General features: G+C 61.6%; 13 protein-coding genes, 2 tRNA genes and 3 rRNA genes. 7 read left to right on the top strand and 11 right to left on the bottom strand.

Annotated features, from left to right (window positions below; all coding sequences use genetic code 11):
* Nucleotides 1–22: 22 nt before the first annotated feature.
* The 8 genes from KT882_RS30570 to KT882_RS30535 all read right to left on the bottom strand — a co-directional run bounded on the left by KT882_RS30570 (nt 23) and on the right by KT882_RS30535 (nt 7,419).
* Nucleotides 23–679, bottom strand: a complete 657-nt coding sequence (locus tag KT882_RS30570; protein WP_161075262.1) for an alpha/beta hydrolase — start codon at nt 677–679, stop codon at nt 23–25.
* Nucleotides 679–999, bottom strand: a complete 321-nt coding sequence (locus KT882_RS30565) for a (2Fe-2S) ferredoxin domain-containing protein (RefSeq protein WP_161075256.1) — start codon at nt 997–999, stop codon at nt 679–681. Before KT882_RS30565 ends, KT882_RS30570 begins: the two co-directional genes overlap by 1 nt.
* Before the next feature lie 137 nt (nt 1,000–1,136).
* Nucleotides 1,137–2,264 carry a VanZ family protein gene (locus tag KT882_RS30560; RefSeq protein ID WP_161075257.1) on the bottom strand — a complete coding sequence of 376 codons (1,128 nt, stop codon included), beginning with the start codon at nt 2,262–2,264 and terminating at the stop codon, nt 1,137–1,139.
* Nucleotides 2,265–2,274: 10 nt separating this feature from the next.
* Nucleotides 2,275–2,892 (bottom strand): ABC-type transport auxiliary lipoprotein family protein, encoded by a 618-nt coding sequence (locus tag KT882_RS30555; RefSeq protein WP_228894056.1) that lies wholly within the window; start codon nt 2,890–2,892, stop codon nt 2,275–2,277.
* Nucleotides 2,893–2,901: 9 nt separating this feature from the next.
* On the bottom strand, nt 2,902–3,843 hold the full coding sequence (locus KT882_RS30550; protein ID WP_161075259.1) for an MlaD family protein: 942 nt from the start codon (nt 3,841–3,843) through the stop codon (nt 2,902–2,904).
* Between the two features lie 2 nt (nt 3,844–3,845).
* Complete coding sequence (locus KT882_RS30545; protein ID WP_371869407.1) at nt 3,846–4,700, bottom strand: ABC transporter ATP-binding protein; 855 nt, start codon at nt 4,698–4,700, stop codon at nt 3,846–3,848.
* Nucleotides 4,700–5,827, bottom strand: coding sequence for an MlaE family ABC transporter permease (locus KT882_RS30540; protein ID WP_161075260.1), 1,128 nt, complete (start codon nt 5,825–5,827; stop codon nt 4,700–4,702). Before KT882_RS30540 ends, KT882_RS30545 begins: the two co-directional genes overlap by 1 nt.
* A 116-nt stretch (nt 5,828–5,943) precedes the next feature.
* The gene (locus KT882_RS30535; RefSeq protein ID WP_228894055.1) at nt 5,944–7,419 is read right to left on the bottom strand and encodes a B12-binding domain-containing radical SAM protein; all 1,476 of its coding nucleotides are present in this window, start codon (nt 7,417–7,419) and stop codon (nt 5,944–5,946) included.
* A 382-nt stretch (nt 7,420–7,801) separates the two neighbouring features.
* Between KT882_RS30535 and KT882_RS30530 the strand changes: the two genes are divergently transcribed.
* The 7 genes from KT882_RS30530 to KT882_RS30500 all read left to right on the top strand — a co-directional run bounded on the left by KT882_RS30530 (nt 7,802) and on the right by KT882_RS30500 (nt 15,597).
* Nucleotides 7,802–9,332: ribosomal RNA gene (locus KT882_RS30530) — 16S ribosomal RNA — on the top strand.
* 63 nt (nt 9,333–9,395) lie between these two features.
* A tRNA-Ile gene (locus KT882_RS30525) sits at nt 9,396–9,472 on the top strand.
* 10 nt (nt 9,473–9,482) lie between these two features.
* Nucleotides 9,483–9,558: transfer RNA gene (locus KT882_RS30520), tRNA-Ala, on the top strand.
* A gap of 197 nt (nt 9,559–9,755) precedes the next feature.
* Nucleotides 9,756–12,628: ribosomal RNA gene (locus KT882_RS30515) — 23S ribosomal RNA — on the top strand.
* A gap of 145 nt (nt 12,629–12,773) precedes the next feature.
* Nucleotides 12,774–12,896 (top strand): 5S ribosomal RNA (gene rrf, locus KT882_RS30510).
* Together the 16S, 23S and 5S rRNA genes with 2 tRNA genes alongside form the textbook arrangement of a ribosomal RNA operon.
* A gap of 143 nt (nt 12,897–13,039) precedes the next feature.
* Nucleotides 13,040–14,380: a L,D-transpeptidase Cds6 family protein gene (locus tag KT882_RS30505; protein WP_161075530.1), complete on the top strand. Its 1,341-nt coding sequence runs from the start codon at nt 13,040–13,042 to the stop codon at nt 14,378–14,380.
* Nucleotides 14,381–14,439: 59 nt separating this feature from the next.
* The gene (locus tag KT882_RS30500; RefSeq protein ID WP_187358885.1) at nt 14,440–15,597 is read left to right on the top strand and encodes a L,D-transpeptidase family protein; all 1,158 of its coding nucleotides are present in this window, start codon (nt 14,440–14,442) and stop codon (nt 15,595–15,597) included.
* On the opposite strand, the gene KT882_RS30495 is transcribed toward KT882_RS30500, so the two are convergent.
* The 3 genes from KT882_RS30495 to KT882_RS30485 are packed head-to-tail and all read right to left on the bottom strand — an operon-like array spanning nt 15,598 to nt 19,174.
* Complete coding sequence (locus tag KT882_RS30495) at nt 15,598–17,007, bottom strand: DHA2 family efflux MFS transporter permease subunit (RefSeq protein ID WP_228896807.1); 1,410 nt, start codon at nt 17,005–17,007, stop codon at nt 15,598–15,600.
* Nucleotides 17,008–17,018: 11 nt separating this feature from the next.
* On the bottom strand, nt 17,019–17,699 hold the full coding sequence (gene bluB, locus KT882_RS30490; protein ID WP_228894054.1) for a 5,6-dimethylbenzimidazole synthase: 681 nt from the start codon (nt 17,697–17,699) through the stop codon (nt 17,019–17,021).
* Nucleotides 17,696–19,174, bottom strand: coding sequence for a cobyric acid synthase (locus tag KT882_RS30485; protein ID WP_161075531.1), 1,479 nt, complete (start codon nt 19,172–19,174; stop codon nt 17,696–17,698). The genes bluB and KT882_RS30485 overlap by 4 nt, the downstream gene beginning before the upstream one ends.
* Nucleotides 19,175–19,186: the final 12 nt, after the last annotated feature.

The following is a 19,186-nucleotide window of genomic DNA, read 5'->3' as shown; positions in this document are numbered from 1 at the left end:
GGATGCGGAACATTATAGGGCCTCAGGCCGCTTCGCCGGTGTCCTTCTGCCCGCCCAGCCACAGCGCCGTGACCCAGGTCTTGATATGGCCGAGCTTGCGGTGGAAGAAGTGGTCGGCGCCGGGAATGACCAGCACCGGGATGTCCTGCGGGCGCGCCCAGTTGAACACGTCCTGCAGCGGGATGGTGTCGTCGTTCTCGCCGTGGATCAGGATGGTGTCCGCCGGCACGTCGGCCAGCTCCCATTTTTTGGCAGCCGTACCCACCAGTACCAGGCGCTCGGCAGGCGTGCCGGCCTCGGCCAGGCGCTTGGCCAGCTGCGACTGCACATAGGTGCCGAAGGAGAAGCCGCTCAGGGCCACCGGCAGGCCGGGGAATTTCTGCGTCATGTGCTGGTACAGCAGGCCCATGTCGTCGGTTTCGCCGTGGCCGTGGTCATGCACGCCTTCCGAGGCGCCCACGCCGCGGAAGTTGATGCGCGCCACCACGTAGCCCAGGCCGACGAAGGTGCGCATCAGCGTGACGGCCACCTTGTTGTCCATGGTGCCGCCGTACAGCGGATGCGGGTGCGCCACCAGGGCCACGCCGCGCGGCGGCGCATCGCCGGCCGGCATGTCGATCAGGCCTTCCATCACGCCGGCGTTGCCGGGCAGGGTGAATTTTTCCGAGCTCTTGTTCATCATATCTTCAGGCGCTCCACGACCTTGCCGCCGACCAGGTGGCTGTCGACGATCTCATCGATATCCGTGGTGTCCACGTAGGTGTACCAGGTGCCTTCCGGATACACCACCATCACCGGGCCTTCTTCGCAGCGGTCCATGCAGCCGGCCTGGTTGACGCGCACCTTGCCGGGGCCGTTGATGCCCAGTTCCTTGCAGCGCTTCTTGGCGTGCTTTTGCGCCACTTCGGCGCCGTGGTCGCCGCAGCTGTTGCGGCCGTCGTCACGCTTGTTCATGCAGAAGAACACGTGGCGTTCGAAAAATTGTTTGTTGTCGCTCATATTGGGCCTCGCTTGTCGTTTCAGGCGCAATGATACCTGTAATGGCGGGTTACGGCTCCGCCTAACCCGCCCTACGCATCGCCCAGGTCGTTGGTGGATCGTAGGGCGGGTTAGGCGCGGAGCGACGTAACCCGCCATTACGGACGGTTGAGCTTGTGGGACGGCAGCAGCAAAAACCACAGCGCGAAAAACGGCCACAGCAGCGACAGGAACTGCGCCGCGCCGTTAAAGTTGAGGAATTTGCCCTGCACCCAGCCCTGCAGCGTGGACAGGAAATAAGGGTTGACCGGCGTGGTGTTCACAATAAGCAGGCTGAGCAGCAAGGTCAGCGCGGCCAGGCGGCGCTGCGCCATGTGCGGCGCGAACGCCAGCCCGGCCAGCATGATGGCGCCGATCAGGAAGCCGCCCTGCGCGCCCGGCGTAATCCACACGAAGGCGTTCTCCGGCGAGAACAGCAGCGCCGTCGCCAGCGACTTCACCACGATGGCGGCGCCCGCCAGGCCGATCAGCAGGCCGGCGCGCGGCGCGTGCTTGCGCATCAGGCACAGCAGCGTCAGCCCCGCGCCCACCATGCCGCAGGCGGTGATGATGGTTTCGGACAGCCAGTACTGCTCCACCGTCAGCTCGGCGCCGGGGCGCACCAGTTCCACCAGGTCGATGCTGGTGTCGAGCAGCTCGGACAGCCAGTCGGACAGGATGGGCAGCAGCTGGCCGTGGCCGAACAAAAAGCCCTGCGGATAGATCTGCGCCAGCGGCCACAAGGCCATCAGCACCAGGCCCTGGCTGGTGTGCTGCACGAACCAGCGCTGGCGCAGGCGGTACAGGGGGCTGCCGTCCAGCAGCGCGGTGGCGCTCAGGGTGCCGAACAGCGCGCCCACGGCGGCGCCGGCGGCGTTGGTGTAGAAGTCCAGGTTGGACGACACGCGGCTGGGCAGATAGGTCTGCACCGCCTCCATGGTGCCGGACACCAGCACGCCGCAGGCGGCGGCGATGACGAAGGCCGCCACGCCGCGCAGGCGCGGATACAGCGCGTACACCACCAGCGCGCCGAAGGGCATATAGCCCACCACGTTGATGATGGCGTCGAACTTGGTCCAGTAGCGCGGCATGGCCGTGTGCTCGAGGAAGATCAGCGGCGACAGGCCCTGGTTCTGCCAGCCGGAAAAGGGGAACCAGCTCGCATACACGATCAGCAGCAGATAGGCCAGCAGCGCCGCGCGCGCCACCGGCGACGGCATGCGGGGCTGGACTGTGGTTTCCGTCATGCTCACGCTGTTACTGCGGCAGCGCGGCTGGCAAGGTGTTCAGCCACGCCAGGATGTCGGCGGCGATGGCGTCCGACGAATCGGCCAGGGCGCGCGCGCCGCCGGCCGCGTCGGCGCTGCGCGCGGCGGTGCTGCGGGTGAAGGTCTTCTGGTCCACCAGCTTGTGGGCGCGGAACAGCGAGGCGCGCAGCGACACCTGGCCGCTGCTGCTGGCCTGGCTGTCGAAGTTCTGCGAGAAGTCGTCCGCCTCCAGGCGCAGCACGGGCATGCCCACGGCGGCGTCGGTGGTGGCCAGCACTTTCACGCCGGCCTGCGCCAGGCGCGCGCGCAGGCGCTGGGTGAGCAATTGCAGCGGCGTGACGCTCCAGGCGTTCTGCGCGTAGGGGCGGGCTTGCTGCGCATCCGCGTACAGCAGGCGGTAATACATGCGGTTGCTGTCCAGCGAGGCCGGCCCGTTCACGTCCGCCACCACCAGCGCGGGCAGCGCTGCCGCCGCCGTGGCGGCTGGCGCGGCGGCCGGCGTCAGCGGGCCGAAGTCGTACACGGTGGTCGGCGCGCCCTTGGTGGCGCAGCCGCCCAGTGCGGCCAGCAATGCGATGCAGGCCAGTTTGCTGAGGGTCGATTCCATATTTTTCCTTTATTTGGCGGCCGGCGGCGTGAAGCCCGCCTCGCCCGGACCCGGCGTGGCGTCGGGCGTGCCGAACAGGATGCTCTGCGGCTTGTCGTTCAGGGTGTTCATGGTGCGGCGCACGGCCCGCATCGACGAACGCGTTTCATCGGTCAGCGCGTTGATGTTGGGCAGGGTCTCCAGCTCCACGCCGCCGGCCACCGTTTCCAGCGACAGGCCAACGCGGTCCACCGTGCTGTTCAGGCGCGAAATGGCGCCGTTCGGCCCCTGCAGGCTGGCCGACAGCTTGGTGGCGTCGTCCGCAAGACGGTTCACGGCCGCCAGGCTGCCTTGCGCCTGCTCCACCAGCTTCGGCAGCTTGTCCAGCGTGGGGCCGAGCTGCGCGGGCACGCTGCGGAACTCGCGCGCGGTCTCACTCACGTCGGCAAAGGCGCCCAGCATGGTTTTCTGGTTGGCGGGGCTGAGCAGCGTGTCGAGCGAGTCGGTCACTTTTTCAGCCTTGGACAGGATGGCCTTGCCGCGTTTCTCCAGCTGGTCGAACAGGCCGGGGTGCAGCGGAATGCGGGTGGGGTTGCCGGCGCTGGTGCGCAGGCGCTCCGAGCCCACCGACTCGTCGTCCAGCTGGATGTAGGCAATGCCGGTCACGCCCTGGTAGCCCAGCGTGGCAAAGGTGGTCTTGGTGATGGGCGTATCCGGGTCCACGCTCAGATGCACCAGGATCTGTCCCGCCACCTTGGCATCGAAACCGATGTCGTCCACCTTGCCCACCTCCAGGCCACGATAGCGCACCGCCGCCTGCGGGTTCAGGCCGGGCACGGAAAGCGAGGTGGCGATCAGGTAGGGTTCGCGCTCCACGCGGTCGCGGTTGAACCAGATCCCGAACAGCACCGCCGCGATCAGCAGCGATATCGTGAAGAAGCCCGTCATTAATGCGTGCGATCTGTTTTCCATAGCTACTCCTGAATTTTTCTATCATCAAGGGCCGCCAGCGCGCGCTTGCCGCGCGCGCCGAGGAAGAATTCCTTGATGAAGGGGTGGTCCACCTTGATCACTTCGCGCGTGGGCGCGACGGCGATCACATGTTTTTCCGCCAGCACCGCGATGCGGGTGGACAGCGCGAACAGCGTGTCCAGGTCGTGCGTCACCATCACCACGGTCAGGCCCAGTTCCCGATGCAGCGATTTGATCAGCGACACAAAGCTTTCCGAACGGTCCGGGTCCAGGCCGGCGGTGGGCTCGTCCAGGAACAGCAGCTTGGGCTCCAGCACCAGCGCGCGCGCCAGCGCCACCCGCTTGACCATGCCGCCGGACAGGTCGGAGGGCATCTTGTTGGCGTGCTCGGGGCCGAGGTCCACCATATTCATCTTCAGCAGCACTGCGTCGCGTATCAGGTCCGGCGGCAGCACGCGCAGCTCGCGCATGGGCTGGGCGATATTCTCGAACACCGTCAGCGCCGAATACAGCGCGCCTTCCTGGAACAGCATGCCCCAGTGGTTGCGCAGCTGTTGCAGGTGCTCGGCGTTGGCCTGCGTGATGTCCTCGCCGAAGATGCGCACGCAGCCCTTGGTGGGCCGCTCCAGGCCCAGCATCTGCCGCAGCAGCACGGTCTTGCCTGTGCCCGAACCGCCCACGATGGACAGGATCTCGCCCTGCTCGATCTCCAGGTTCAGATCCTGGTGCACCACGGTGCGGCCGAAACGGGTTTGCAGGTTGGTGATCTCCACCACCGGCACGCTGCCGTCCAGCGTCAGCATGCCCGGCGTCTCCGGGCAGCCGCAATTTTCTTCGGGCGGCAGGGTCTCGTCCATCAGTAGCCCACTCCGTTGAAGACGATGGCGAACACCGCGTCGGCCAGGATCACCACCGTAATGGCCGTCACCACCGAGGTGGTGGTGCCGCGCCCCAGGCTTTCCGTGTTGGGCTGGATGCGCAGGCCGAAGTGGCAGGATACCAGCGCAATCAGGGTGCCGAACACCACGCCTTTGAGCAGGCCGATCAGATAGTTCGCCAGCGGCACAGCGTCCGGCAGCTTCTGGATAAAGTAGCGCGCCGACAGGTTCAGCTCCACCTTGGCCGATACCATGCCGCCTATCAGCGCCATGGTATCGGTCCAGATCACCAGCAATGGCATGGAAATGGCCAGCGCAATCACTTTGGGCAGGATCAGGCGGAAGCCGTGCGAAATGCCCATCACCAGCATCGCGTCGAGTTCCTCGGTCACGCGCATCACGCCCAGCTGCGCCGTAATGGACGAGCCGGAGCGGCCCGCCACCAGGATGGCGGCCAGCAGCGGCCCCAGTTCGCGGATCACGCTCATGCCGAGCAGGTTGACCAGGTAGATGTCGCCGCCGAAGGTGCGCAGCTGCTGCGCCGACAGGAAGGACAGCACCACGCCGATCAGGAAGCCCACCAGCGCGGTGATGCCCAGCGCCTGGAAGCCGGCGTGGTAGACATTGGCGGAAATCTCGCGCCAGGGGCCGCGCATGGGGTTGCGCAGGAAGCGCCAGGAGTCCTGCGTGACTTGGCCTATCAGCTTGATGAAGCCGGCCATGTGCTCGGCAAAGCCCATGATGGTGAAGCCCAGCTTCATCACGGACGTCAGGCGGTGCTGGCGGTGTTGCTGGAGCTGCAGCGTGCCGGTGGCTTCCAGGCGTTTGAAGAATTCCTCGTGTTCGGGCGCCATTTGCAGGGATGCGGGGCGGGTCTTGCCCCAGGCATTCCATAAAAGCTGGGCGCCGATATGATCCATCGCCTCGACGGCGCGCAAGTCCCACTGCGCGCGCTTGCCCTTGAGCTGTTTCAGCGAGGCGGTAATGGCGTGCATGGGGTGGCGGTGCGCCAGCGCATGCACCTGCCAGGTGCCCCCAGCCGTGACCGTAGCCTCCGACGCGCTGCCGGAGCTGATGGTGAGGGTGGGCGCGGGGTTAGTTGGCATGGCTCAAGTGTAAGTGACTTTCTACTACTGCGCCACCCGGTAGGACAGCGGCTCCGGCGGGTTACGCTGCGCTAACCCGCCCTACGGCATCACCGGCCAGCCGTAACCCGCCGGTGCTACGCCGCCAAATGCCGCGCCTGGCGCTGCGGCGCCGGATGGTGCGCGTGCGCTGTTTTGCCCTTGGGCGCGAAATCGCTGGCCAGCAGCTGCGCCGCCGCTTCCGCCTCCATGCCGGTGTGCGCCAGCCAGCGCTGCACCATGCCGGCCAGGCGGTCCAGCGCAATGCGGTGGGTGGCGTCGGTGTTCGCGTACAGCCAGTCCGAGAATGCCATAAAACTCTGGAATGGCGTCTCTCCCAGAAGTACGGGCAGGGTGTGCGTGAAGCGTCCCGAGTTGGCCACCAGGTCCCAATAGCGCGCAAACCGCACCAGGCGCTGCATGGTCTGGAAATCGATATGCCTGTTTGCCAGGATGGTGTACGGCGGATGCGGATCGAACACCAGCCCGAAGGGCGCCGTGTGCCGGATGATGGGCGTGCCGCGCAGCCGCTTCAAGATGCCGAACTGGATCTCGTGCGGCCCCAGCGCCCACAGCTTGTTGAAGCCCTCGGCGAAGCTCTCCACCGTCTCCCCCGGCAGGCCGGCGATCAGGTCCACGTGCATGTGGGCGGTGGAGTGGTCGCACAGCCAGCGGATATTGTCGGCCGCCTTCTGGTTGTCCTGCTTGCGGCTCACCAGCGTCTGCACCTCCGGGTTGAAGCTCTGGATGCCGATCTCGAATTGCAGCGCGCCGTGCGGGAACTTGGAAATACCCTCTTTCAGCGCATCCGGCAAATGGTCCGGCACCAGCTCGAAGTGGGCGTAGACCGGGTCGTCCGGATTGGCCTCTATCTTATCGAGGAAGAACTGCATGATCTTCAGGCTGGTCTTGATGTTCAGGTTGAAGGTGCGGTCCACAAACTTGAACAGGCGCGCGCCGCGCGCGTGCAGCCCCTCCATCTCCGCCAGGAACAGGTCGATATTGAAGGGCCACGCCGTCTTGTCCAGCGCCGACAGGCAGAACTCGCACTTGAACGGGCAGCCGCGCGAAGCCTCCACATAGATGGTGCGGTTCTTGATATCGTCGTCCGAATACAGCGAGTAGGGCAGCTTCAGTTCCGCCATCGGCGGCTGGTGGCCGGCGTGTACTTTCATGATGGGCTTGGGGCCGTTCAGGATATCGCTGCAAACCTTGGGGAAGGTCACGTCGCCCCAGCCGGTGATCACATAGTCCGCCAGGCGCACGATCTCCTGCTCGTTCGTCTCATAAGACACTTCCGGCCCGCCCAGCACCACCACCACTTCCGGCGCCACGCGTTTCAGCATGCCCACCACCTTGTTGGTCTCCTCCACATTCCATATATAGATGCCGAAGCCCACAATGCGCGGCTTGTGCGCCAGGATGCGCTCCACGATCTCGGTGGTCTTCGCACCGATGACGAACTCCTGGATCTTGGTCTGTTCCTGCAGCTCTCCCATATTGGCAAGCAGGTAGCGCAGCCCCAGGGAAGCATGGGTGTAGCGCGCGTTGAGGGTAGAGAGCAGGATGGTCATGGAGGCAAGCGAAGAATAAAGCGGCAAAGCAAGCATTTTACCCTTGCCAAGCCCCGGGGGCTTCTATATAGTTCTGCCTCCCGACGCGCTGCATGCAAATGCAAGCTGCGCAGGGTAGGAAAAACAGGGGTTGACGAGCTGCACGAAACACCGCATAATCTCGCCTCTCTGCTGCTGAACAAAACGCTTCAGCAAGTAACGCAGAATTCTTTAAAAATTAACAGTCGATAAGTGTGGGCGTTTGATGATGATGCCGGAGGCGCAAGCCTCTTAGCTCAAATTATTAAACGCTCAACGAAAAAATTAAACGTGACCTTCGAAAGAAGGAATCGTCAGTTATTTTGAAGAGCGACCACGTCGGCAACGACGTTAAACAGAGATTGAACTGAAGAGTTTGATCCTGGCTCAGATTGAACGCTGGCGGCATGCTTTACACATGCAAGTCGAACGGTAACAGGGAGCTTGCTCCGCTGACGAGTGGCGAACGGGTGAGTAATATATCGGAACGTACCCAAGAGTGGGGGATAACGTAGCGAAAGTTACGCTAATACCGCATACGATCTAAGGATGAAAGCAGGGGACCGCAAGGCCTTGTGCTCCTGGAGCGGCCGATATCTGATTAGCTAGTTGGTAGGGTAAAGGCCTACCAAGGCATCGATCAGTAGCTGGTCTGAGAGGACGACCAGCCACACTGGAACTGAGACACGGTCCAGACTCCTACGGGAGGCAGCAGTGGGGAATTTTGGACAATGGGCGCAAGCCTGATCCAGCAATGCCGCGTGAGTGAAGAAGGCCTTCGGGTTGTAAAGCTCTTTTGTCAGGGAAGAAACGGGTTTGGCTAATATCCAGATCTAATGACGGTACCTGAAGAATAAGCACCGGCTAACTACGTGCCAGCAGCCGCGGTAATACGTAGGGTGCAAGCGTTAATCGGAATTACTGGGCGTAAAGCGTGCGCAGGCGGTTTTGTAAGTCTGTCGTGAAATCCCCGGGCTCAACCTGGGAATGGCGATGGAGACTGCAAGGCTAGAATCTGGCAGAGGGGGGTAGAATTCCACGTGTAGCAGTGAAATGCGTAGAGATGTGGAGGAACACCGATGGCGAAGGCAGCCCCCTGGGTCAAGATTGACGCTCATGCACGAAAGCGTGGGGAGCAAACAGGATTAGATACCCTGGTAGTCCACGCCCTAAACGATGTCTACTAGTTGTCGGGTCTTAATTGACTTGGTAACGCAGCTAACGCGTGAAGTAGACCGCCTGGGGAGTACGGTCGCAAGATTAAAACTCAAAGGAATTGACGGGGACCCGCACAAGCGGTGGATGATGTGGATTAATTCGATGCAACGCGAAAAACCTTACCTACCCTTGACATGGAAGGAATCCCCGAGAGATTGGGGAGTGCCCGAAAGGGAACCTTCACACAGGTGCTGCATGGCTGTCGTCAGCTCGTGTCGTGAGATGTTGGGTTAAGTCCCGCAACGAGCGCAACCCTTGTCATTAGTTGCTACGAAAGGGCACTCTAATGAGACTGCCGGTGACAAACCGGAGGAAGGTGGGGATGACGTCAAGTCCTCATGGCCCTTATGGGTAGGGCTTCACACGTCATACAATGGTACATACAGAGGGCCGCCAACCCGCGAGGGGGAGCTAATCCCAGAAAGTGTATCGTAGTCCGGATTGTAGTCTGCAACTCGACTGCATGAAGTTGGAATCGCTAGTAATCGCGGATCAGCATGTCGCGGTGAATACGTTCCCGGGTCTTGTACACACCGCCCGTCACACCATGGGAGCGGGTTTTACCAGAAGTAGGTAGCTTAACCGCAAGGAGGGCGCTTACCACGGTAGGATTCGTGACTGGGGTGAAGTCGTAACAAGGTAGCCGTATCGGAAGGTGCGGCTGGATCACCTCCTTTCTAGAGTATGGCGCCACGCCAAACGCTCACACTTATCGGCTGTTTTTAAAGAGAACGTTTTCTGGGGCTGTAGCTCAGCTGGTTAGAGCACCGTGTTGATAACGCGGGGGTCGTTGGTTCGAGTCCAACCAGCCCTACCAGTCTTACCCCGGGGGATTAGCTCAGCTGGGAGAGCACCTGCTTTGCAAGCAGGGGGTCGTCGGTTCGATCCCGTCATCCTCCACCACTGCTTTTATCTAAGGTCCGAACCTTAAATAAAAGTAGTACCGTTCTTTAAAAATTTGGAAGAAGTAAAGATTTATTATTTTCGTTTGATCGCAAGATTGAACGAGGGTAGTGATTGTATGTATCAACAAACGCAACAACGTAGTACTTCTTGCTTTATGACGATTCTTTGTTAGTCGCAAGGAATCAATGTTATAGGGACAAGTGAATAAGTGCACATGGTGGATGCCTTGGCGATTACAGGCGATGAAGGACGTAGAAGTCTGCGATAAGCCTCGGGGAGCTGACAAACAAGCTTTGATCCGAGGATTTCCGAATGGGGAAACCCGGCCTTTTAGGTCATTGCATGCTGAATACATAGGCATGCAAAGCGAACGCGGCGAACTGAAACATCTAAGTAGCTGCAGGAAAATAAATCAACCGAGATTCCCAAAGTAGTGGCGAGCGAAATGGGAACAGCCTGTATGTGATAGCTGGACTGATAGTGGAACAACCTGGAAATGTTGGCCATAGAGGGTGATAGCCCCTTACACGAAATTGGACCAGTGGTACTAAGCATACGACAAGTAGGGCGGGACACGAGAAATCCTGTCTGAATATGGGGGGACCATCCTCCAAGGCTAAATACTCGTAATCGACCGATAGTGAACCAGTACCGTGAGGGAAAGGCGAAAAGAACCCCGGGAGGGGAGTGAAATAGATCCTGAAACCGTGTGCATACAAACAGTAGGAGCGGACTTGTTCCGTGACTGCGTACCTTTTGTATAATGGGTCAGCGACTTACATTCAGTGGCAAGGTTAACCAGATTGGGGAGCCGTAGAGAAATCGAGTCCGAACAGGGCGCCAGTCGCTGGGTGTAGACCCGAAACCAAGTGATCTACCCATGGCCAGGTTGAAGGTGCGGTAACACGCACTGGAGGACCGAACCCACTAATGTTGAAAAATTAGGGGATGAGCTGTGGGTAGGGGTGAAAGGCTAAACAAACTTGGAAATAGCTGGTTCTCTCCGAAAACTATTTAGGTAGTGCCTCAAGTATCACCATCGGGGGTAGAGCACTGTTATGGCTAGGGGGTCATCGCGACTTACCAAACCATTGCAAACTCCGAATACCGATGAGTGCGAGCTTGGGAGACAGACGTCGGGTGCTAACGTCCGGCGTCAAGAGGGAAACAACCCAGACCGCCAGCTAAGGTCCCAAAGATTGGCTAAGTGGAAAACGAAGTGGGAAGGCTAAAACAGTCAGGATGTTGGCTTAGAAGCAGCCATCATTTAAAGAAAGCGTAATAGCTCACTGATCGAGTCGTCCTGCGCGGAAGATGTAACGGGGCTAAGCCAGTCACCGAAGCTGCGGATATCCGCAAGGATATGGTAGGAGAGCGTTCTGTAAGCCTGCGAAGGTGTCTTGTAAAGGATGCTGGAGGTATCAGAAGTGCGAATGCTGACATGAGTAGCGATAATGGGGGTGAAAAGCCCCCACGCCGTAAGCCCAAGGTTTCCTGTTCAACGTTCATCGGAGCAGGGTGAGTCGGCCCCTAAGGCGAGGCAGAGATGCGTAGCTGATGGGAAGCAGGTTAATATTCCTGCACCGTCGTATGATGCGATGGGGGGACGGATCGCGGAAGGTTGTCTGACTGTTGGAATAGTCAGTTTCTGCTTCATAGAAGGCGCTTAGGCAAATCCGGGCGCGTAATTCAAGGGAGTGGGACGAGTGAACTTGTTCACGTAGCAATCGGAAGTGGTTCCAAGAAAAGCCTCTAAGCTTCAGTCATACGAGACCGTACCGCAAACCGACACAGGTGGGCGAGATGAGTATTCTAAGGCGCTTGAGAGAACTCGGGAGAAGGAACTCGGCAAATTGGTACCGTAACTTCGGGAAAAGGTACGCCCCGGTAGCTTGGCTGATTTACTTCAGTAGGGCGAAAGGGTTGCAATAAACTGGTGGCTGCGACTGTTTAATAAAAACACAGCACTCTGCAAACACGAAAGTGGACGTATAGGGTGTGACGCCTGCCCGGTGCTGGAAGATTAAATGATGGGGTGCAAGCTCTTGATTGAAGTCCCAGTAAACGGCGGCCGTAACTATAACGGTCCTAAGGTAGCGAAATTCCTTGTCGGGTAAGTTCCGACCTGCACGAATGGCGTAACGATGGCCACACTGTCTCCTCCCGAGACTCAGCGAAGTTGAAGTGTTTGTGATGATGCAATCTACCCGCGGCTAGACGGAAAGACCCCATGAACCTTTACTGTAGCTTTGCATTGGACTTTGAACCAATCTGTGTAGGATAGGTGGGAGGCTTTGAAGCGGGGACGCCAGTTCTCGTGGAGCCAACCTTGAAATACCACCCTGGTTTGTTTGAGGTTCTAACCTTGGTCCGTGATCCGGATCGGGGACAGTGCATGGTAGGCAGTTTGACTGGGGCGGTCTCCTCCTAAAGTGTAACGGAGGAGTTCGAAGGTACGCTAATTACGGTCGGACATCGTGATGATAGTGCAATGGCATAAGCGTGCTTAACTGCGAGACCGACAAGTCGAGCAGGTACGAAAGTAGGACATAGTGATCCGGTGGTTCTGTATGGAAGGGCCATCGCTCAACGGATAAAAGGTACTCTGGGGATAACAGGCTGATTCCTCCCAAGAGTTCATATCGACGGGGGAGTTTGGCACCTCGATGTCGGCTCATCACATCCTGGGGCTGTAGCCGGTCCCAAGGGTATGGCTGTTCGCCATTTAAAGTGGTACGTGAGCTGGGTTTAAAACGTCGTGAGACAGTTTGGTCCCTATCTGCCGTGGGCGTTGGAAATTTGAAGGGGGCTGCTCCTAGTACGAGAGGACCGGAGTGGACGAACCTCTGGTGTACCGGTTGTCACGCCAGTGGCATTGCCGGGTAGCTAAGTTCGGAAGAGATAACCGCTGAAAGCATCTAAGCGGGAAACTTGCCTTGAGATGAGATTTCCCGGAGCTTTAAGCTCCTTGAAGGGTCGTTCGAGACCAGGACGTTGATAGGCTGGGTGTGGAAGTGCAGTAATGCATTAAGCTAACCAGTACTAATTGCCCGTAAGGCTTGTCCCTATAACATTGATTGGTTATAGCGAGAAGTGCTCAGTTGTAATGTGAATTGTTGATTGACAATCCCTACCTAATAAATTAAAATACTTCTTCTGAATTTTAGAGCAGCAGTTGCCCCGTTGGGAACTGTAGCTTGTACAAGTCAAAGCCTGATGACCATAGCAAATCGGTCCCACCCCTTCCCACCCCTTCCCATCCCGAACAGGACCGTGAAACGATTTTGCGCCGATGATAGTGCTGCAACCAGTGTGAAAGTAGGTTATCGTCAGGCTAGTTATAAGAAAAACCCCGCTAAGTGATCTTGGCGGGGTTTTTTGCTTTTCCAGTCCGTTGCGTGTGGCAAGTTGGTAACCAACGGTTTTGAGTTGCGGCAACATTCGGTGTACCATGTTCGCTTTCCTCTCCGAGACTTCGATGATAGTGAAGACCGCCCCCAACACGCTCCGCCGTGCCGTAGGTAACGTCTGCGCCGGCGCTGGTCTGCTTGCCGCGCTGCTGGCAACGCCCGCCTTTGCCGACGAACTGGCCGACGTGACCAAGCTGCTGCGTGCTGGCAAGGCGAGCGAGGCGCTGGCCCGCACCAACGCCTTCCTGGCCAAGAATCCGGCCGATCCGCAGATGCGCTTTATGAAGGGCGTGCTGCTGACTGAGCAGAACAAGTCGGACGAGGCGATCGCCATCTTCACCAAGCTCACCGAGGACTACAAGGACCTGCCGGAACCGTACAACAACCTGGCCGTGCTGTATGCCGCCAGCGGCCAGTACGACAAGGCGCGCGTGGCGCTGGAGAAGGCGATCCGCACCAATCCAAGTTATATGACGGCCTATGAAAACCTGGGCGACGTCTACGGCAAGCTGGCCAGCCAGGCGTATGACAAGGCGCTGGCACTGGGCAACGGCGCGCCGCCGGCCACGTCCAAACTCACGCTGCTGCGCACGTTCTCGAGCAGCACCGGCAGCAAGGTCAGTGTGAGCGTGCCGGACGCACCGGCCGTTGCTGCGGCGCGCACTGCGCCGCCTGCGGTGGCCGCCGCCGCGGCGCCCGCGAGCAGCGTCAAGCTGGTATCGCAAATACCTGAACAGCCAAAAACTGCACCCCTGCAGCGCATTCCGTCGATGGCGGTGGCGCCGCAGACCGCACCGGCGGCCGCGAAGCCGGCGCCGGCTCCCGTCGCTGCACCATCGCCAGTGGCTGTCGCCGCAGTGCCGGCCAAGCCTGTCCCCGCTCCGGCTCCAGCCATTGCCGCACCGGCAAAAGCTCCGGCTCCGGCCCCTGTCGTTGCTGCCGCGCCGGCCAAGCCTGTACCTGCGCCTGTTGTAGCCGCCGCGCCTGCGAAACCTGCACCAGCGCCTGCTCCGGTGGCGGCTGCGACTGTGGCAGCTGCCGCAGCAGCCAAACCGGCCGCCGGCAACGCCGAACGCGACGAAGTGCTGAGCCGCGTGAATGGCTGGGCCAAGGCCTGGGCCACGCAGGATGTGAACGGCTATCTCGGTTACTATAGCAATGAGTTCACGCCGCCAAAAGGCGCATCGCGCAAGGCGTGGGCGGATGAACGCCGCGCGCGTATCGAAGGCAAGGGCCGCATCCGCGTTGAAGTCAACGCGCCGCAAGTGGTCATTACCGGTGACACGGCCAAGGTCACTTTCCGCCAGGTGTACGAGTCGGACCGCCTGTCGGCGAATAGCCGCAAGACCCTGGTCATGGTGAAGCACGGCGGCAAATGGCAGATCAAGCAGGAATCGTCGGGTAGCTGATGTCTTATTTTGAAGTCAGGTTGGGCCGGTTGGCGCGCGGATTGTTTTGCGCCGCTCTGATGTTGGCATCGGGTGGGAGCAGCGCCGCCCGAAAGCAGCAGGCCGCGCCTGCGGCCAAACCCGAACCCGAGCAGATGCTGGTCGAGATCTACAAGGACCTGGCTGAAAACCATCTGCGCGACGCGCAAGCCAAGGCCGATGCGCTGGTGGCGGCCTATCCCACCTTCCACCTCGGCCATCTGGTGCGCGGCGACCTGCTGCTGATGCACACGCGCCCGGTCGTCAACCTGGGCGTTGCCTCCAGCAAGGAAGCGGAAGCGCGCCTGCAGGACCTGCGCCGCGAAGCCGCTGCGCGTCTGCGCGCCGAAACCAAGCCCGCCGAACAGCTGCAGCCGCGCGCGCTGCTCCAGCTGCGCAAGGACCAGCGCCACGCGCTGATCGTGGACGCCAAGCGTTCCCGGGTCTATCTCTATGAAAACCGCAACGGCGAAATCCGCTACGTCAACGACTACTATTTCAGCCAGGGCAAGCTGGGCGTGAACAAGGTCAAGGAAGGCGATATGCGCACGCCGGTGGGGGTGTACTACATCTCGGGCCGCCTGTCCGGCGCCAAGCTGCCGGACTTCTACGGCAAGGGCGCGCTGCCGCTGGATTACCCGAATTCCTGGGACAGGCTGAACGGCCGCAGCGGTTCGGGCATCTGGATACACGGCGTGCCGCCGGAGACTTTCAGCCGCGCGCCGCTGTCGACCGACGGTTGCGTGGTGGTCAGCAACGACGACCTGCAAAAGCTGAGCCGCATTGTGGAGGTGGGCAAGACCCCCATCCTGATCGGCGACCAGGTGGAATTCGTCAAGCCCAGCGTGCGCGAAGACGACCGCAAGCTGGCCGACTCGCTGCTGGAAGCCTGGCGCCGCGACGCCGAACGCCGCGACAGCGACCAGCTGCGCACCCACTATTCGGCGCGCTTCAAGTCCATCAACGACGAGAACGCGGACGCCTGGATCACGCGCCAGCAATTCCTTCCCGGCGCCAAGCGCGTACATGTGGCTTTGCAGGACACCAGCCACTTCCGCCAGCCCAGCCACGAAGAAATCATCATCAGCACGTTTACGCAGCAGACCGCAGTCGGCAAATTCCACCACTCGGTGCGCCTGCGCCAGTACTGGGCGCGCGAAGGCGCGCAGTGGAAGATCGTTTCCGAATCCGTGCTGTAATCAGGCCGCGTTTTTCGCCAGCCCCTCGCCGTCGCTGCGGCGCAAAGTCCAGAACGTGAGCGAGGACAGCGCCGTCAGCACCGCCAGCGTAAAGAAGGCGTGATGCAGGGCGCTGGTCAGCGCCACCTTGTCCGTCTGCGGCAAGTCTCCCAGATACCAGCCCGCGATCAGCGATCCGCAGGCCAGGCCAAAACTCATCGACAACTGCTGCAGCGAACTGGCGATGGTGCTGGCCATGCTGCTGTCGGCGCCTTCGATGTCGGCATAGGCAATGCTGTTCATGCTGGAGAACTGCAGCGAATTGAAAAAGCCCAGGCACAGGCCGATGGCCACGATGGCGTACAGCGGCGTGCCCGGTCCCACGAATGTGTACATGGCGATGGTGCAGCCGATCAGCAGCGTGTTCACGATCAGCACATGGCGGTAGCCGAAGCGCGCCAGCACGCGCGTGGAAATAAACTTCATGCCCATGGCGGCGGCGGCGGACGGCATCATCAGCAAGCCCGATTGCCAGGCCGGCAGGCCCAGGCCAAGCTGGTACAGCAGCGGCAGCAGGAAAGGCAGGCCGCCTATGCCCAGGCGCGTGACGAAGCCGCCCAGCACCGACACGCGGAAGGTGCGCACGCGCAGCAGCGCCAGGCGCAGCAGGGGATAGGGCGCCTGGCTGGCGTGCCAGCCGTAGGCGGCCAGCAGGCTGCATGAAATAAGCAGCAGCACCGCCGCCGAGGTGGGGTCGATCTTGTGTTCGCCGAACACCTCCAGCAGCCATGACAGCAGCGCCACGCCGGTGCCGAACAGCACCAGGCCTATCAGGTCGAGGGGGCGCTGAACTTCCGCGCGGTAGTCGGGCAGATGGCGCCACGCCAGGTAGACGGCGGCCAGGCCCACCGGCACGTTGATGAAGAAGATTTCGCGCCACGACAGCCAGTGCACGATCAACCCGCCCACCGTGGGGCCGAGCAGGGGACCGATCAGTGCGGGGATGATGACGAAGTTCATGGCCGCCAGCAGCTCGGCCTTGGGGAAGGTGCGGATAATGGCAATGCGGCCGACCGGCATCATCATCGCCGCGCCCAGTCCTTGCAGCAGCCGCGCCGCCACCAGCATGGGCGAATTGACGGACAGGCCGCACAGCACCGAGGCGATGGTGAAGATGGTGATGGCGCTCATGAACACGCGCCGGGTGCCGTAGCGGTCCGCCATCCACCCGCTGATGGGTATGGCCACCGCCAGGCTGAGGATGTAGCTGGTGACCACCGCCTTGAGGCTGAGCGGCGTCACGTGCAGGCTGGCCGCCATGCTGGGAATGGCGGTGTTGACGATGGTGGAGTCGAGCTGCTCCATGAACAGCGTGGTCGCCACCACCCAGGGCAGATAGCGTTTGGTCGAGGAGCTGGCGGAACTGGTCATACGCCTGATTGTCACACAATCTGCTGTTGCGCGCCCCAGCTGTCCTCATACAGGATCTGCTGCACGGGCATGCGCTGGTCCCAGCGCTCCAGTTCCAGCATGGGGGCGCGGTAAAACTCCTCCACCCGGCCCACGCACAGCACGGCGATGGGCTGGCTGCCCTCCGGCATGCCGCACACTTCGCGCAGGCGCTGCGGGTCGAACAGCGACACCCAGCCCGCGCCTATGCCTTCGGCGCGCGCGGCCAGCCAGAAGTTCTGGATGGCGCAGGAGGCGGACGCCAGGTCCATCTCCGGCATGGTGCGGCGGCCGAACACAAAGCGCTCGCGCCGGTCGATCAGGCCCACCACCAGCACTTCCGCGCAGGCCAGGATGCCTTCCACCTTGAGCCGCATGAATTCCTCGGCGCGCTGGCCCAGCGCTTCGGCAGTGAGCTTGCGCTCGTCGTCCACCAGCTGGTGGATCTGCGCGCGCAGCGCGGGGGAGGCGATGCGGATGAAGCGCCACGGCTGCATCAGGCCTACGCTGGGGCCGTTGTGGGCCGCCGCGATAAAGCGCTCCAGCTGGCCCGCTTCCAGCGGCCCCGGTTTGAAATGGCGCACGTCGCGCCGCTCGCGGATGGCGCGGTAGACGCCGTCGATCTGCGCTTGCGGGAAGGCGTGCGGACTGGCGGACTGTATCTCCTCGTTCATTTGGCATCCTGCTTGGGCTGCTCTGCCAGCGCCACCAGGGCGTCCAGCAGCGGCCGGCTGGCGGCGGCGATGCGGTCCAGGCTTGCTTCGCGCAGCGCGGACGTGTCCACGCGGTGCTCGCTTTGCAGGCCGGCCCATTTCAGCAGGGCGGCGCAAGCCTGCGGCGCGTCGAACAGGCCGTGCAGATAGGTGCCGAGTATCTGGCCGTCCGGTGAGCACGCGCCTTCCGGCCGGCCGTCGATGCGGAAGGCGGGACGGGAGAGCGCAGGCCCGTCGGACACGCCCATGTGGATTTCGTAGCCGCTTACGGCGTCGTGCATCGCTTCTTGCGCGAAGGCGCAAGTGCCTGTTACTTGCACCAGGCGCTTGTCCGCCGTCAGGCTGGTATGCATGGCGAGCAGGCCCAGGCCAGGCGAGCGTCCGGGTGCGCCCTCGATGCCCAGCGCGTCGCTGACGTCTTGCCCCAGCATCTGGAAGCCGCCGCAAATGCCGATCACCTTGCCGCCGTAGCGCAAATGGCGTTCGATCACGGCCGGCCAGCCTTGCGCGCGCAGCCATTCCAGGTCGGCACGGGTGTTTTTGCTGCCAGGGATAATGATCAGGTCCGCCGGCGGTATCTCTTCGCCCTGGCGCACGAAGCGCAGGTCCACGTCCGGATGGGCGCGTAGCGCGTCGAAGTCCGTGTGGTTGCTCATGCGGGGCAGGCTGGGCACCACGATGCGGAAGGCGCCGCGCGAGGCTTGCACCGGCTGAACCGCATCCTCGGCGTCCAGGAACAGGCCATGCAGATAGGGCAGCACGGCCAGCACCGGCTTGCCGGTTTGCTGCTCCAGCCAGTCCAGGCCCGGCTCCAGCAATTTGATGTCACCCCGGAAGCGGTTGATGACGAAGCCTATAGTGCGGTCACGCTCGCTCTGCGACAGGCAGGACAGCGTGCCGACGATGTGGGCGAATACGCCGCCCCGGTCGATGTCGGCCACCAGCACCACGGGGCAGTCCACCGCTTCTGCAAAACCCATGTTGGCAATGTCGCGGTCGCGCAGGTTGATCTCGGCCGGGCTGCCCGCGCCTTCCACCACCACCGCCTCGTACTGTTCCGACAGCCGCGCGTGCGATTCCAGCACAGCGCTCATGGCGATGGTTTTGTACTGGTGGTAGTCGCGCGCATTCATCTCCGCGCGCACCTTGCCGTGGATGACCACTTGCGCGCCGGTGTCGCTGGAGGGCTTGAGCAGCACCGGGTTCATATCGGTGTGCGGCGCCAGGCCGGCGGCGATGGCTTGCAGCGCCTGCGCGCGGCCGATCTCGCCGCCGTCCGCCGTGACGGCGCTGTTGAGCGCCATGTTCTGCGGCTTGAACGGCGCCACGCGCACGCCGTCCTGTTTCAGCAGGCGGCACAGGGCCGCCACCACGGTGCTTTTGCCGGCGTCCGAGGTGCAGCCCTGCACCATCAGGGTTTTGTAAGGGAAGACCATCAGAGGTTCATC

This window comes from Pseudoduganella aquatica, from assembly GCF_020865585.1.
Lineage (GTDB): Bacteria > Pseudomonadota > Gammaproteobacteria > Burkholderiales > Burkholderiaceae_D > Rugamonas > Rugamonas aquatica_A.
The sequence above is the reverse complement of the archived record's forward strand: the minus strand, read 5'-3'. Positions and strand labels throughout refer to the sequence as shown.

Bases quoted from the DNA above. Each gene is read 5' to 3' on its own strand.
- bluB (WP_228894054.1), bottom strand. From the start codon at position 17,699: ATGAACGAGGAGATACAGTCCGCCAGTCCGCACGCCTTCCCGCAAGCG.
- KT882_RS30500 (WP_187358885.1), top strand. From the start codon at position 14,440: ATGTTGGCATCGGGTGGGAGCAGCGCCGCCCGAAAGCAGCAGGCCGCG.
- KT882_RS30545 (WP_371869407.1), bottom strand. From the start codon at position 4,700: ATGGACGAGACCCTGCCGCCCGAAGAAAATTGCGGCTGCCCGGAGACG.
- KT882_RS30535 (WP_228894055.1), bottom strand. From the start codon at position 7,419: ATGACCATCCTGCTCTCTACCCTCAACGCGCGCTACACCCATGCTTCC.
- KT882_RS30550 (WP_161075259.1), bottom strand. From the start codon at position 3,843: ATGGAAAACAGATCGCACGCATTAATGACGGGCTTCTTCACGATATCG.
- KT882_RS30485 (WP_161075531.1), bottom strand. From the start codon at position 19,174: ATGGTCTTCCCTTACAAAACCCTGATGGTGCAGGGCTGCACCTCGGAC.
- KT882_RS30505 (WP_161075530.1), top strand. From the start codon at position 13,040: ATGATAGTGAAGACCGCCCCCAACACGCTCCGCCGTGCCGTAGGTAAC.
- KT882_RS30555 (WP_228894056.1), bottom strand. From the start codon at position 2,892: ATGGAATCGACCCTCAGCAAACTGGCCTGCATCGCATTGCTGGCCGCA.
- KT882_RS30565 (WP_161075256.1), bottom strand. From the start codon at position 999: ATGAGCGACAACAAACAATTTTTCGAACGCCACGTGTTCTTCTGCATG.
- KT882_RS30495 (WP_228896807.1), bottom strand. From the start codon at position 17,007: ATGACCAGTTCCGCCAGCTCCTCGACCAAACGCTATCTGCCCTGGGTG.
- KT882_RS30560 (WP_161075257.1), bottom strand. From the start codon at position 2,264: ATGACGGAAACCACAGTCCAGCCCCGCATGCCGTCGCCGGTGGCGCGC.
- KT882_RS30540 (WP_161075260.1), bottom strand. From the start codon at position 5,827: ATGCCAACTAACCCCGCGCCCACCCTCACCATCAGCTCCGGCAGCGCG.
- KT882_RS30570 (WP_161075262.1), bottom strand. From the start codon at position 679: ATGAACAAGAGCTCGGAAAAATTCACCCTGCCCGGCAACGCCGGCGTG.